The following is a 13,140-nucleotide window of genomic DNA, read 5'->3' on the forward strand; positions in this document are numbered from 1 at the left end:
CGAACTACCGGACCGGCACGCCGACGGTGAAGCTGTCCGTGAGCGTCTCGTTGAGCGCGCTGGCCGTCAGCTGGCACACGTTGCCCGCGGGCGGCGTGGTCCAGTTGTACTGGACGGTGCAGGACGGCAGGGTGCTCTCGGCGCACGAGTCATAGCCGCGCTCCAGGGTGCCGCACGACGCGCTCAGGTTCAGGTCGCGGTTGCCACGGGACGTGCCGAAGGCCACGAAGACCTCGAGCTGGTACGTCGTCCCCGAGCGCAGGAGGGGCAGGTTCGCGGCGCTGTCGTAGCGGCTGACCATCGTGTACGGCAGGTGGTTCAGGTTGAACGCGCTGATGGCGTACACCTCGGGACGGGGGATGTAGTTGCCCGTCACCTGGGCGCCACCCGTGCTCGGGCCGCCGTCCGTTCCACTGCCGAAGACCACCACGCTCAAGGCCATCGACGTGGACAGGCCACGGCTGCTCACCGTCACCCGCAGGGTGCAGCCCGCCGGCTCGGGGCTGTACCACTGGGTGAAGGCGCTTGAAGGGTTCGTGAACCGGCTCGACGGGCAGTCGCTCGTCCAGTCATAGGTCAGCGGGTCTCCGTTCAGGTCCAGCGCATCCACGGACAGGGTGATGAACTCGTTGACGCCGACGGAGGTGCTGGAGTTCGTCGCCGAGCGAATCATCGGGCCGATGTCCGGCTGCGGAAGCGGCGGGGTCAGGTCGTAGATGTTCATCGACACGGCCGACGTCGTGTTGGCCACGATGTCCACCGACGCGGTGCCGCTGGCCACCAGCGTCAGGACCGTGGGGCTGCCCGCATCCCGAGGCGGAGGCGGAGGCGGCTCACCCGAGCCCCCATCCCACTCGCTGCCCGCGTCCGGCCTGTCACCCGGCGTTCCCGAGTCCACCGGGCCGCCGTCTTGCGCCACGTACGCATAGCCGTTGGCCGTCAGCGTCTGCGTGCCCACCGGCAGCACCAGCGTTCCGGTGAAGGTGCCCGCGTCCGTGTACGTCAGCGCCCGGGTGATGTTGGCCGGCTGCGCCGTGATGACCATGGACTGGATTTGATGCTCAGACAGGCCCTGCACCGAGACCTGCATCTCCCCCTCGAAGCCGGGCGCTGGCGGCTGCGCCCCATCCTTGCCCGAGCAGGCCACCAACAGCGCGACCGCACAGGCCACGGCGCTTGAGACGAGCGTGAACCTCTTCGACATGAACCTCTCCTCCCCAAAGGCGTTGCAGAAGGAGAATGCCGGCTGCCTCTGACTGTCGCAAACCTCACCGTCACGGAGAGGCCAGGAGCGCTGGGTAGGTCCTGACCTGCCCGCGACGTGCGCCGCTCAGCCCCGGACGATGGCCGTCCAGGTGCCCTTCACCACGACGTCCCCGCGCTGGTTGCGCGTCTCGCTGGTGACGACGATGAAGCTCATGCGGGCCTTGTCGTACAGGTCCGAGATTCGGCCGGTGGTGGTCATCACGTCACCGGGGCGCATGACCTCCAGGAACTCCAATTCCTGCTCGCCGTGGACGAGCATCTGGAAGTTGATCTGCAGCTCCGGGTCCGCAATGGCGGCGCTGAAGGGGCGGATGGCGAACACGACGGCGAAGCTGGGGAAGGCGATGAGTCCGCCATGCGGCCCGGCCTTCGCTGCCTGTTCGTCGTGGAGGAGCGGGCTGACGTGGGCGGGCGTCTCGCCCGGGGTGCCGGCGCCGGGCTGCGCGCCGCCGACGGCGAGGGTGAACTCGCGCATCTTCTCCGCGCCAATGGTGTAGCTGAAGGGGCCGTACTCGCGGCCGATGAAGCGCTTGTCGAGGGCCATGGCGTTATTCGATGGAGGCTTCGACGACGGCGCCCTTCAGGACGTCCTCGCCGCGCTGGTTGGTGGCGGAGACTTCCGCCGTGAGCCGGCCGTCCTGGATGGACGTCACTTTGCCCTGGAAGGTGATGGTGTCCTCGGGGCGCACCGGCTTCGAGAAGCGCACCCGCACGCGCCGCACCCGGCCCGGGTCTCCCACGAAGAGGCCGACGGCCTCCACGGCCCAGCCCAGCGTGCACAGCCCCTGGAGGATGTTGCCGCCGAGCCCCGCGGCCTTGCCCGCCTCGGGGTCGATGTGGATGGGGTTGAAGTCCCCGGAAGCACCCGCGTAGTAGATCGGCCGGTACCGGTCGCACTCGCGGACGTGCGTGAAGGTGTCGCCTGGCTGGAAGGTGCGTGGCATCACCGACCTGTCTACCACGCCCGCGTCCTACTCCAGGAAGTTGAACGCGTAGCTGCCCTGGCTTCCGTCCGGCAGATACATCACCAGGAACACGGGGCCGCTCGACGGCACGGTGAAGTCCACCGTGGGGTTCTGCCGGGTGAGCAGCGGTCGCTGCAAGTCGCTGCCGAGGTACACCTCCACCACCGGCAGCACGCGGCCCGACGGCCCGTCGAAGACGAGGCGGTAGGGGCGCCCGGCCGTCGCGGAGAACTCGAACCAGTCCTCGTCACGCCGGAAGTTGAAGCGCCCGAAGACGCTTCCGGGCGACGGGTCGCTGGCGAGGTCCGGGATGATTTCCGTGGCGAACTCGGGGACGTCGCCATGGTCGTCGTCGCCCACCTCGGTGAAGGTGACGACGTACGGCCCGGTGGCCGCGGAGACGTCCACCGGCGAGTGGCTGACGCGCAGGAAGTAGGGCGCGCTGGTGGGCGTCTTGAACGTCAGCTCCGCGCGCGGACGGCCATCCACCGCGTCCAGCCACACGCCGCCCTGGTCGAACGCGTCCACGCGGGGCAGCAGGCTGCCGCCCTCGGGCACCACCGTCACCGAGTAGATGCGGCCCGCCCGCGCCTCGAAGCGGAAGAAGTCCAGGTCGCCGATGGGGTCGATGCTCCGGGTGTTGGGCCGCCCGTCCGCCACCAGCGCCCACGCCCGCGCCTGGCAGTCGTCCGGCTCCGCCGAGTCCCCGGCGTGCACCGCGCAGTTGGCGGCGCTCACCGGCTCGCACACGCCGCTGGGGCGGGACACGTAGCCCACGTCGCACAGGCACCGCGTCTCGCCGCCCTCCACCACGCACTGGGTGCGGTTCGGCTCGCGGCAGGTGGAGACGGTACAGACGGCCCCGTCATCGCCCCCGTTGACGACACAGCCGGGGGTGACGAGGGCCGCCGCGAGGGCGAGGAGGAAGGTGTGTGCGCGCATGGTCAGCGTCCCTGACGGGGCGGGGCGTCGGAATCTTCACGCTCGGGAGCAGGCCCGTGGTCCAGCGGGTCGTCCACCTGGGTGTCCTCGCGGCGCTTGCGGTACTGCTCGCGCACGTAGGTCACCAGCTGGTCCAGGTACGAGGAGAGGGGAGGGCAGCGCACGCCCGTGCCGTCCAGCAGCTCCAGCGTGTTGTGGCAGTTGTAGATGGCCAGGTGATTCACGTAGCTGATGGCCGCGCGCTGGGGCCGGGCCAGCTTCTCCAGCACCGGCAGCCGCAGCATGACGTCCGCCGCGCGGGCGGAGAGGTTGAAGCGCGGCAGCTTCTTGTTGGCCTTCTCCGCGATGAGCTCGTACACGCGGCGTGCGCTCATGGGGTTGGGGTCCACCAGGTGGAAGGTGCGCCCCGCGGCGCGCGCATCCTTCGACAGCCGGAACACCGCCTCCACCACGTAGTCCACCGGCACCACGTTGAGCGGCGCCACGCCGTTGCCCGGCAGCGGCAGCGGCACCACCAGCGGCGACGTGACGAGCAGGATGCCCAGGTAGTAGGGCCCCTCGAACTTGTCGATTTCCCCCGTGCGCGAGTCCCCCACCACGCTGGCGGGACGGAACACGGTGACGGGCAGGGTGGCCCCGGCGCGCTGCACCAGCCGCTCCGCCTGGAACTTCGTCTCCTCGTAGGGGTTGCGGAAGGCCTGGCCCCGGTCCAGCTCGTCCTCGGCGATGACGCCCAGCCGGTCGCCGGACACGTAGCAGGTGGAGAAGTGGTTGAAGCGCGCCAGGTGCGCGCAGTCGCGCGCCAGCTCCAGCATGTTGCGGGTGCCGTCCACGTTCACCCGCCACGCCGTGTCCTTGGGCAGGCCCAGCTGGGCCACGGCGGCGAGGTGGAAGATGTCCGTCACCCGCTCGCACAGGCGCTGGTACTCCTCGCCGGACAGGCCCAGGTGCATGTCCACCACGTCGCCGGTGAGCAGCTCCACTGGCGCGCCCTTCACCTTCGCCGCGTGCTTCTGCGCGTCCTTGAGGTGCTTGGGCTGCACCAGCGCGTAGATGTGCCCCTTCGGGTCCTCCCGCGCGATGTGCTCCACCAGCCGCTTGCCGATGAACCCGGGGTAGCCGGTGATGAAGTACGTCCCGGCGCCGCCACCCTTTTTGCGCGTCTCGCTCATGCGGCGCGCAGCATACCCGTCCGTCAGCCCCGCGCGAGCATGGCCCGCCACACCTCTTCCACCCGGGCCCGGGTGGCGGCCACGTCACCGCTGTTGTCGATGAGCCAGGTGGCGTGGGCCCGCTTCTCGTCCAGGGGGAGCTGGGCGGCCAGCCGGGCCTCCGCGGCCTCCGCGTCCAGCCCGTCCCGCGACATCAGCCGGGCCTTCTGCAAGTCCCGGGGCACCCACACCACCGCCACCCCCTCCATCCAGGCGTGCATGCCGCTCTCGATGAGCAGGGGCACGTCGTAGATGACGCGCCCCACGCCCCGCGCGTCCAGCGCCTGGACCTTCTCCAGGAAGGCCTCGCGCACCCGGGGGTGGATGATGGCGTTGAGGGCGGCCCGCTCGGCGGCGTCACCGAAGACGCGCGCCCCCAGCTTCACCCTGTCCATCCGGCCGTCGGGGCCCACCACGCCGGGGAAGCGCTCGGCCACCTCGGCCAGGCCGGGCGTGCCCGGCTCCACCACCTCGCGCGCCAGCACGTCCGCGTCCAGCACCTCGGCGCCCAGCTCGCGGAGCATCCGCGTCACGGTGCTCTTGCCGGAGGCGATGCCGCCCGTCAGCCCGAAGACGTGCACGGGGCGGGGCCTACTTCGCGGCCTTCTGCGTGGTGAAGGTGAACGACTGCACCGTCTTGCCGTCCTCGTTGAAGAAGATGGCCAGCCCCAGCTTGGGGTAGAGGAAGTAGGTGCGGAAGTCGTCCGTCAGCTTGCGCAGGTAGCACGGGCTGGCGGGCACCGGGCCGGAGGGGCAGCCCGGGCCGTAGCTGTTTTCGATGGTCTCCTTGTCGATGACCGGCCCGGGGAACACGTCGATGCGCTCGACGAGCTGCGAGCCGGGGTCCACCTTGAACTGGGCCTGGGTGGTGCCCTTGATGGCTTCCTTCCCCAGGTAGGCGATGATCTCCTTGCCGTCCTGGGTGACGGTGCGCGAGGGCTCGCCGAACTTCTTGACGATTTCCTCTCGCTTGGAAACGCCGGGCTCGATGCCCTGCCACGGCTTGGCTGCGGCGGGGACGGCGAAGGCGAGCACGGCGAGGAGGGTCAGGGTCCGCATCACGATTCCTCCTAACGGATCGGGCAGGCAGGGCTCAAGAATTCCACGTTGTTTCAACGGATGATGCTGGCAGGCATTCAATCACGAGACGCCTTGCCCCGTCCGGGGGGGTCTGCTAGTCGGACTCCCCATGCGTGCTCCTGGCTCCAGGATCCTGCCCCTCCTCGTGCTCGCCCTCGGTGGCGCGGCTGGCGCCGCCGACTTCGTCGGGCCGGACAGCTGCAAGGGCTGCCACCCCGAGGCCTATGAGGCGTGGATGCAGTCCAAGCATGCCCGCGCCGAGAACTCGCTCTCCGACCAGCAGCGCAAGGATGGGCGCTGCCTGTCGTGCCACTCGCCGGAGCAGGTCTCCCAGACCACGGCCAGCGTCACCTGCGAGACGTGCCACGGCGGCGGCCAGTACTACTCGCCCGAGTACGTGATGAAGGACTCGGAGCTGTCCCGCCTGGTGGGTCTGGTGGATCCGTCGGAGAAGCAGTGCCGCTCCTGCCACGACGCCTCCTCGCCCTCCCTCCGGCCGTTCGACTTCAAGGAGTCGCTCAAGGCCATCGACCACTGGTCCGCCGAGCGCGCCCGCCGCTCCGGCCGCGCCGACGCCTCCACCCCTCACACGGCGCCTGCACCCACCAGCGCCAAGAAATAGCTTCGTGCTCAAGGTCCTCGACGCCCGCTTCGTCGTCACCGCCGTGGAGCCCAAGGGCTACCCGCCGGGCCATACCGCGGAGGTGGCCTTCGTCGGCCGCTCCAACGTGGGCAAGTCCTCCATGATCAACGCGCTCACCAACCGCAAGAAGCTGGTGCGCGTGTCCAACACCCCCGGTCGCACCCGGACGCTCAACTTCTTCGACGTGGACCTGGAGCGCAACGGTGTGCGCCATGCGGTGCGCCTGTGCGACCTGCCCGGCTACGGCTTCGCCAAGGCCAGCAAGCGGGACAAGGCCCAGTGGGAGGAGATGATCACCACCTACCTGGAGAAGCGGCACCGGCTGGAGGCGGTGATCAGCATCATCGACGCCGAGGTGGGTCCTACCCCGGACGACCTGTCCACGCTGGACTACCTCCAGGCGCACAATCGCCGCATCCTCGTCGTGGCCACCAAGATGGACCGCCTCACCAAGGCCCAGCGCAAGCCCCGCATGCTGGCCCTCTCGAAGGCCATGGACCTGCCCCTGGAGGTCATCCTCCCATTCTCCGCCACGGAAAAGCTGGGCGTGGATGAAGTCTGGGGGGCCCTCCTCGATACATTCGGGAAGTCCACCCGGCTCTGAGTTGACCGGGCTCGGTCATCCACGGTTTCCTGATCCCCTCTGAGGGGGGCAGTTCGCGCCATTGCCGGCGCAGGAGATTCTACATGCGCCAGAAGTTCCTAGTGGCCGCCGTGCTCGCCGCGGTGACGCTGACGGCCTGCACCTGCAACTCCGGTGGTGGGGCAACCAAGCCGGACGGTGGTAGCTCCGGCAACCCCCAGAACACGGACGACGGCGGCGCCGACGGCGGCGGCGGTGGTAACGACGATGGCGGGTCGGGTGGGACGGACGGTGGCGGCACGTCGGTGGGCATCCCCCCGGGCGGCTTCGACCTCGACGGTGGCGTGGCCACCGGCGCCGTCCAGGTGGACGGCGTGCAGCTGGACCCCGAGGGCAACATCATCCTGGGTGGCGGCAGCACGGCGCTGGCCTTCGCGTGGATTGCCAACAACAGCGTCGGCACGGTGTCCAAGTACGACACGCGCACGGGCAAGGAGGTGGGCCGCTACCACGCCGTCATCCCCATCGACGGCAAGGGGCAGCCCAACGGCCTGCGCGGCAACGAGCAGAACATGCCCAGCCGCACCGCGGTGGACCTCTACGGCGACGTGTGGGTGGCCAACCGCGCGCAGGACGTCCAGGGCTCGGTGACGAAGATTGGCAACAGCAAGGCCTACTGCAAGGAGCGCAACGGCACCCCCGGCATCCAGACCAGCGAGGACCTGAACGACGACGGGAGGATCGACCCGGCGACGGAGATGATCATCCCCTCGGACTGGGCGAACCCGGCGCAGTATGACGAGTGCCTCCTGTTCAGCACGCCGGTGGGCCCGTCCGGCACGGGCGCCGTCAAGGCGCGCGCCATCGCCATCTCCCAGGGCATCGAGAACAGCGCCGGCGACATCTGGGTGGGCATCTGGGCCAACTCGCGCCTCATCAAGCTGGACCCGGAGACGGGCGAGCAGGTGCAGGTCAACGGCTCGGGCGCCATGGACATCCCCCTGTTCCCCTCGGGCACGGGGCCGTACGGCGCGGCCATCGACCGGCAGCAGCGCCTGTGGATGGTGTCCGCCAACCTGAACCCCCTGCGGCTGGCGCTCGTGGACACGGGCACCGGCGAGGTGGTGAACATCGACGGCAGGGCCTTCATCTCCCCGCCCTCCGCGCTGGGCACCTCCGGTGCGTACGGCATCGCGGTGGATGGCAAGGACCGGGTGTGGGTCGCCGGGTGGACGTCGGGCGCGAAGGCGTGGCGCTACACCCACAACGGCCTGTCCACCACCCTGGGGGAGTGGAGGATGTTCGACTTCGCCAGCGCCATCAGTCAGATCAACACGAGGATGCGGCGCGCGCGCGGCATCGCCGCGGACGACCAGGGCTTCATCTGGATGAGCTCCGACCAGGGCAGCCAGCCCGGCAACGAGAGCGCCACCCGGAACGCCTCGCAGCTCATCGGCTTCAACGGTGACACGGGGGAAATCAAGCGGCTCCAGTGGACGGACTCGCAGCTGGTGGACTTCATCGACGCCACGGACAGCAACTCGCACACGGCCATCGGCGTGGGCCTGGACGCGGACAACAACGCGTGGGTGAACAACAACTCCGGCAACGTCATCCGGGTGGACCGGGCGTCGGGCGCGGTGCTGCGCACGCAGCGGCAGAGCTCCGGCCTGTACACGTACTCGGACTTCACGGGCTACCAGCTGCGCAACTTCACCGCGCCGTCCGGGTGGTACCGGCAGGTCTTCACCGGCTGCGGCTCCAACACCGTGTGGCGCACGGCCACCTGGGACGTGGAGAAGCCGGCGGGCACGGACATGAACGTCTACGTCACCGTGTCCAACCGCCGTGACGGGCTGGACAACCCCGCCAACCGCAAGGGCCCCTTCATCGCCCCGCCGGTGGACCTGACGGCGCAGGGCTTCCCCAAGGGGAACTACCTGCGCATCGAGTTCGAGCTGCGCTCCACGGACCGCATCCTCAACGCCACGCCCAAGCTGAAGTCCTTCGACGTCGGCTTCGAGTGCGAGGTCATCATCCGGTAGTCGGTAGTCCTCGTTCACGGTGGCGTTCCCCTCCCGGCGCGGGAGGGGGTGTGCTAGGCACGCCGCCGTGTCCGAGAACGGCAAGGGAAATGGCAGGGATGCGCAGCTCGCTTCACGTGAGCTGCGCCAGCGGTTGATGCGGCTGTCCCCGAAGCAGCGGGTGGACGCCCTCCTGGAGGCTCCGGATGCGCGGGCGGTGGTTCGCTCGCTGCCTCCGGAGGACCTCTACGTCACCATCCAGGAAGTGGGGCTGGCGGATGCGACGGAGCTCGTACAGCTCGCGTCGCCCGGCCAGTTCCGCGCCTTCGTGGACCTGGGCGGCTGGCAGCGCGACAAGGTGGACCCGCACGCGGTGCTCATCTGGCTGCGCGCCGCGCGCGGCGGGTTTGACGACACCGAGGAGTTCCTCCGCAAGCTGCACGCGGTGGACCTGGAGGTGCTGGAGCTGCTCCTGCGTGAGTTCTCCGAGGTTCACGATTTGGAGGAGAACCCGGACGTCAACCCGGCGGGCGTGACGATGGAGACGCCCGAGGGGCGCTACCTCATCGAAATCAAGGTGGACGGCGTGGAGATGTCCGCCATGCGCTCGCTCCTCACGGACCTCATCGCGGAGAACCCCTTCGAGGCGGTGCGGCTGTTCGAGGCCGTGCGCTGGGAGATTCCCTCGGAGATGGAGGAGACGGCCTACCAGTTCCGCCGCGGGCGCCTGCTGGACCTGGGCTTCCCCACGCTGGAGGACGCGGTGGCGCTCTTCAGCCGCGTGGACCTGCCGCCCTCGCCCACGGCGAAGGGCGTGACGCCGCCGGGCGTCGCCCTGACGGCCACCGGCGGGCACGTGGACTACCTGGAGGCCGCCTTCCGCGGGCTGACGATGCTGGAGCGGGAGAACGCGGAGGACGAGCTGCGGGACGTGGCCAACGCCGCGCTGGTGGCGGACCTCGCCGACCCCGGAGACCTGGACGCCACGCGGCGCACGGGGGAGATGGTGCGCGACTACCTGTCGCTCGGGCTGGAGCACCTGACGGGCTCGGACCCGGGCCGGGCCACGGACGCGCTGCGCGACACGCCGCTGCGCCGCGTCTTCCAGGTGGGCTTCTCGCTGACACTCCAGCTCAAGTTCCGCGCGGACCGGCTGGTGAAGCTGCCGGGGGCGATGCTCGAGGGCGTGCTGATGGTGTTGCCGGAGGAGGCCGCCGCCATCGACGCGCTCCGCCGCAAGCGGCCGCGCCGCGCGCTGCGGGTGGAAGGCGCGGAGCCGGTGCCCTTCCGCTCCCTGCGCGAGGTGGCCTCCAGCGAGGCGCTGCTGGCCCGTGCCGAGGCCCAGGTGGCCCTGCTGCGCGGAGTGCTGGGCGGCTCGGCCGAGGCGGCGCGCACCGCCGTGGCCCGCTTCGGCGTGCCCCTGGAGACGCTGGGCGTGGAGCGCCTCTTCGCCGCCGTCGTCGCCATGGCGGTGCTGGAGGGCCGGGCGGACGCGAGGCCGGTGCCCCTGGGCCGCACGGTGGAGCTGGGCCAGCGCCTGTTCGAGGGCACTCCGGACGCGCCGCGCCTGCGGGCCTCCGCCGCCGAGCGCGCCCTGGCCGGGCTGGAGGGGGCCGTGCCCCCCGAGGCCCGTGACGAGCTGCGGCGCCTGGTGGGGCTGACGCTGAACCGCCTGCTGGACGAGCTCGGCGCGCCCTGGCTCCAGGAAGGCCGGCTGGACCCCGTGGCCTCCGCGGTTTTACCGATGGAGAGCAACCCCGTCCCGTAGCTTTTTCAGCCCACCAGGGGGGGGAGGGGGGAGGGAGGGAGGGGGGAGGGGGAGGGGGAGGGGGGCCAAGCCTGGGAGATCTCAGGCCTTTGCCCTTTCGGGTGGCTTGGCATGTCCTCTGCTTCAGGCCGGGCACGCGTGATTGTGCGCGAGGCAACTGCTGGGAGGTGGAGGGAATGGTGCCGGTCGAGCAGGGGCAGCGCCGTGACTTGTGGGCTTTCTATGCGCTGACCGCGTTCGCGGCGGTGATGTACGCGGTGCCGGGTGAGTGGATCCCCGCGCTGGCGCAGCTGCGGCTGGCACTGGTGACCTCGGTGGTGGCGGCGGGATTGATGGTGATGCGTCGGCTGGGCCGGGCGGAGCCGCTGTACGTGGACGGCTCGCGGGGCCTGGCGCTGATCGGCTTCTCGACGCTGGCGGTGGCGTCCCTCGCCTGGTCGCTGAATCCGGAGGTGACGCAGGCGACGGGCGTCGAGCTGCTGAAGCTGACGGCCATCTACCTCACCATCGTCAACGTCATCACCACGGGGCGACGGCTGGTGGTGATGTGCGGCGCCATGGTGCTGGCGTCGGTGGTGACGTCCATCGGCGTCATCAACTGGTACATGGTGGGCGAGAATCTGGTGGAGGGCTTCCGCGCGCGGTGGGTGGGCGTGTACGCGGACCCGAACCACATGGCCATGAACCTGGGGCTGGTGGTGCCGCTGGCGGTGGCCTTCGTGGCCCGCAAGGGCAGCCCGTGGCTGTGGCGGCTGGCGTGCCTGGCGGCGGCGGGGCTGGCGGTGACGGCCATCGTCCTCTCGCACTCGCGCGGTGGCTTCATCGGCCTGTCGCTGGCCATGGGGCTGTGGGCGGTGCGCGAGAAGCGTCGCATCCAGGCGATTGTGGTGGGCTCCGTCTTCGTGCTGGGCCTGCTGGTGTTCGCGCCCAGGAGCTTCTGGCAGCGCAACGAGACGGTGGCGACGTTCCAGGAGGACGCGTCCGCCATGGGCCGCGTCTACGCGTGGCAGGTGGCCAGCCGCATCAACCTGGACAAGCCGCTGCTGGGCGTGGGCGCGGGCAGCTTCCGCTACGCGTGGCCGCTGTACGCGCCGCCGGAAGCGCGCCGCGCGTACGTGGCGCACAACATCTTCCTCGACGTGCTGGGCGAGCTGGGCTGGGTGGGCCTGGGCCTCTTCCTGGTGTTCGCGGGCGGGGCCGCGGGAGGCGCCTTCGCGGCGTCGCGCAGCGCGGAGATGGGGTGGCTGGCGCGGGCGCTGTCGGCGTCCATGGTGGGCTACCTCGTCTGTGACTTGTTCTCCGGCTACATCCTGTCCGCGCACTGCTACGTGCTCTTCGGACTGGCGGCGGCGGCGCAGCGGGTGGCCCGCGCGGCGGAGGCGTCTTCGGTGGGGTTGCAAAAGGTCCCGGCCCCCAGGGGGCCGGTGGTGGCGACGTGGGAGGGGTCCGGACATGCGGCGTGAGGAGGTGCGGATGGGGCGGGAGCCCCTCCGCCTGGTGCAGTTCACCCGGTCGTTCCACATTGGTGGCACGGAGGTGCAGGTGCTGGAGTTGCTGCGGGGGCTGCCCCCCAGCTACCGGCTCCAGGTCTCCGTGCTGGAGGACGCCGGGCCGTTGATGGGCTCGCTCTGGAAGCTCGGCCACGCGCCGGAGGCCTTCCCCCTCAAGGGCTCGGTGGCGCAGCCCAACACGCTGTACCAAGTGTACCGCATGGCGCGCTGGCTGAAGGCGCACCGCGTGGAGCTGGTGCACGTGCATGACTTCTACTCCACCCTCATCGCCGTGCCGGCCGCGAAGCTGGCGGGGGCGAAGGTCATCGTCGGCCGGTTGGACTTGTCCCACTGGCAGGGCCGGGCGCGGCGCGCGGTGCACGCGCGGCTGACGGGGATGGCGGACCACGTCATCGCCAACGCGGAGGCCATTCGCGGCATGCTGGTGCGCGAGGAGGGCCTGCCCGCCTCGCGCGTCTCCGTCATCCACAACGGCCTGGACCTCAACCGCTTCGACGCCCGCGTGCGCGAGGGCCTCAAGGACCCCCTGCCGGACACGGGCGGCGCGCCGGTGGTGGTGCACGTGGCCAACATGAACCACCCGGTGAAGCGGCAGGAGGATTTGCTGCTCGCGCTGGCCATGCTCCGCCACGGCGGCACGCGGCTGCACGCGTACCTCGTGGGGGACGGCCCGCGCCGGCCGGAGCTGGAGAAGCTGGCCGCGGAGCTGGGCGTGGCCGACACCGTGCACTTCCTCCGGCACCGCACCGACGTGCCGGCCATCTGCGCGCGCGCCACCTTCGGCGTGCTGTGCTCCACCGCCGAGGGCATGTCCAACGCCGTCATGGAGGGCATGGCCTCCGGGCTGCCCATGGTGGTGACGCGAGTGGGCGGCAACACCGACCTCGTCCGCGACGGCGAGCGCGGCCTCGTCGTGTCACCCGAGCAGCCCGCCCAGCTGGCCCAGGCCTTCGGGCAGATTCTCTCGAATACTGAGAAGTCGAGAGAGATGGGGCGGGCCGCGCGGGACTTCGTGGCGAGGGAGTTGTCGCTGGAGAAACTGGTCCGGCTGCACGACGCCCTCTACCAGCGGGTGGCCCGGGGCACCGGCACCTGAGGGCATGTCAGACCGACGTGGATACTCCACGTCCGTCGCCGCAATGGTGGG

General features: G+C 70.3%; 12 protein-coding genes and 1 pseudogene. 6 read left to right on the plus strand and 7 right to left on the minus strand.

The genetic code is table 11. The annotated features are described in order from the left end of the window. Window positions 1–4: 4 nt before the first annotated feature. From G4D85_RS27765 to G4D85_RS27795, 7 genes are all read right to left on the minus strand, one after another. Complete coding sequence (locus tag G4D85_RS27765; protein WP_164017023.1) at window positions 5–1,204, minus strand: hypothetical protein; 1,200 nt, start codon at window positions 1,202–1,204, stop codon at window positions 5–7. Between the two features lie 126 nt (window positions 1,205–1,330). Further along, on the minus strand, window positions 1,331–1,810 hold the full coding sequence (locus G4D85_RS27770; protein WP_164017024.1) for an FAS1-like dehydratase domain-containing protein: 480 nt from the start codon (window positions 1,808–1,810) through the stop codon (window positions 1,331–1,333). Window positions 1,811–1,814: 4 nt separating this feature from the next. Then, on the minus strand, window positions 1,815–2,210 hold the full coding sequence (locus G4D85_RS27775; protein ID WP_164017025.1) for a MaoC family dehydratase: 396 nt from the start codon (window positions 2,208–2,210) through the stop codon (window positions 1,815–1,817). A gap of 27 nt (window positions 2,211–2,237) precedes the next feature. Continuing rightward, complete coding sequence (locus G4D85_RS27780; RefSeq protein WP_164017026.1) at window positions 2,238–3,173, minus strand: hypothetical protein; 936 nt, start codon at window positions 3,171–3,173, stop codon at window positions 2,238–2,240. A 2-nt stretch (window positions 3,174–3,175) separates the two neighbouring features. Then, a complete protein-coding gene (locus tag G4D85_RS27785; protein ID WP_205525736.1) occupies window positions 3,176–4,345 on the minus strand; it encodes an SDR family oxidoreductase in 1,170 nt (389 codons plus the stop codon). 23 nt (window positions 4,346–4,368) lie between these two features. Then, window positions 4,369–4,965, minus strand: coding sequence for a dephospho-CoA kinase (gene coaE, locus G4D85_RS27790; RefSeq protein WP_164017028.1), 597 nt, complete (start codon window positions 4,963–4,965; stop codon window positions 4,369–4,371). 10 nt (window positions 4,966–4,975) lie between these two features. Beyond that, window positions 4,976–5,443: a hypothetical protein gene (locus tag G4D85_RS27795; protein ID WP_164017029.1), complete on the minus strand. Its 468-nt coding sequence runs from the start codon at window positions 5,441–5,443 to the stop codon at window positions 4,976–4,978. Window positions 5,444–5,699: 256 nt separating this feature from the next. Between G4D85_RS27795 and G4D85_RS50830 the strand changes: the two are divergent. From G4D85_RS50830 to exoK, 6 genes and pseudogenes are all read left to right on the plus strand, one after another. Then, a pseudogene (locus tag G4D85_RS50830) lies at window positions 5,700–5,774 on the plus strand (hypothetical protein); the annotation flags it as partial. Window positions 5,775–6,090: 316 nt separating this feature from the next. Then, window positions 6,091–6,711 (plus strand): ribosome biogenesis GTP-binding protein YihA/YsxC, encoded by a 621-nt coding sequence (gene yihA, locus G4D85_RS27805; protein ID WP_164017030.1) that lies wholly within the window; start codon window positions 6,091–6,093, stop codon window positions 6,709–6,711. 83 nt (window positions 6,712–6,794) lie between these two features. Then, entirely contained in the window at window positions 6,795–8,735 is a 1,941-nt protein-coding gene (locus G4D85_RS27810; RefSeq protein ID WP_164017031.1) for an NHL repeat-containing protein, read from the plus strand. A gap of 67 nt (window positions 8,736–8,802) precedes the next feature. Next, window positions 8,803–10,482 (plus strand): DUF6178 family protein, encoded by a 1,680-nt coding sequence (locus G4D85_RS27815; protein ID WP_205525738.1) that lies wholly within the window; start codon window positions 8,803–8,805, stop codon window positions 10,480–10,482. A 176-nt stretch (window positions 10,483–10,658) separates the two neighbouring features. Continuing rightward, window positions 10,659–11,945 carry a spore coat polysaccharide polymerase ExoJ gene (gene exoJ, locus G4D85_RS27820; RefSeq protein ID WP_164017033.1) on the plus strand — a complete coding sequence of 429 codons (1,287 nt, stop codon included), beginning with the start codon at window positions 10,659–10,661 and terminating at the stop codon, window positions 11,943–11,945. Beyond that, window positions 11,935–13,089: a spore coat polysaccharide biosynthesis glycosyltransferase ExoK gene (gene exoK, locus G4D85_RS27825; RefSeq protein WP_164017034.1), complete on the plus strand. Its 1,155-nt coding sequence runs from the start codon at window positions 11,935–11,937 to the stop codon at window positions 13,087–13,089. The genes exoJ and exoK overlap by 11 nt, the downstream gene beginning before the upstream one ends. Window positions 13,090–13,140: the final 51 nt, after the last annotated feature.

Origin of the sequence: Pyxidicoccus trucidator, from assembly GCF_010894435.1 — a bacterium.
GTDB classification, from domain to species: domain Bacteria; phylum Myxococcota; class Myxococcia; order Myxococcales; family Myxococcaceae; genus Myxococcus; species Myxococcus trucidator.

Bases quoted from the DNA above. Each gene is read 5' to 3' on its own strand.
- G4D85_RS27795 (WP_164017029.1), bottom strand. From the start codon at position 5,443: ATGCGGACCCTGACCCTCCTCGCCGTGCTCGCCTTCGCCGTCCCCGCC.
- G4D85_RS27785 (WP_205525736.1), bottom strand. From the start codon at position 4,345: ATGAGCGAGACGCGCAAAAAGGGTGGCGGCGCCGGGACGTACTTCATC.
- G4D85_RS27765 (WP_164017023.1), bottom strand. From the start codon at position 1,204: ATGTCGAAGAGGTTCACGCTCGTCTCAAGCGCCGTGGCCTGTGCGGTC.
- G4D85_RS27780 (WP_164017026.1), bottom strand. From the start codon at position 3,173: ATGCGCGCACACACCTTCCTCCTCGCCCTCGCGGCGGCCCTCGTCACC.
- G4D85_RS27770 (WP_164017024.1), bottom strand. From the start codon at position 1,810: ATGGCCCTCGACAAGCGCTTCATCGGCCGCGAGTACGGCCCCTTCAGC.
- G4D85_RS27775 (WP_164017025.1), bottom strand. From the start codon at position 2,210: ATGCCACGCACCTTCCAGCCAGGCGACACCTTCACGCACGTCCGCGAG.
- exoJ (WP_164017033.1), top strand. From the start codon at position 10,659: ATGGTGCCGGTCGAGCAGGGGCAGCGCCGTGACTTGTGGGCTTTCTAT.
- exoK (WP_164017034.1), top strand. From the start codon at position 11,935: ATGCGGCGTGAGGAGGTGCGGATGGGGCGGGAGCCCCTCCGCCTGGTG.
- G4D85_RS27810 (WP_164017031.1), top strand. From the start codon at position 6,795: ATGCGCCAGAAGTTCCTAGTGGCCGCCGTGCTCGCCGCGGTGACGCTG.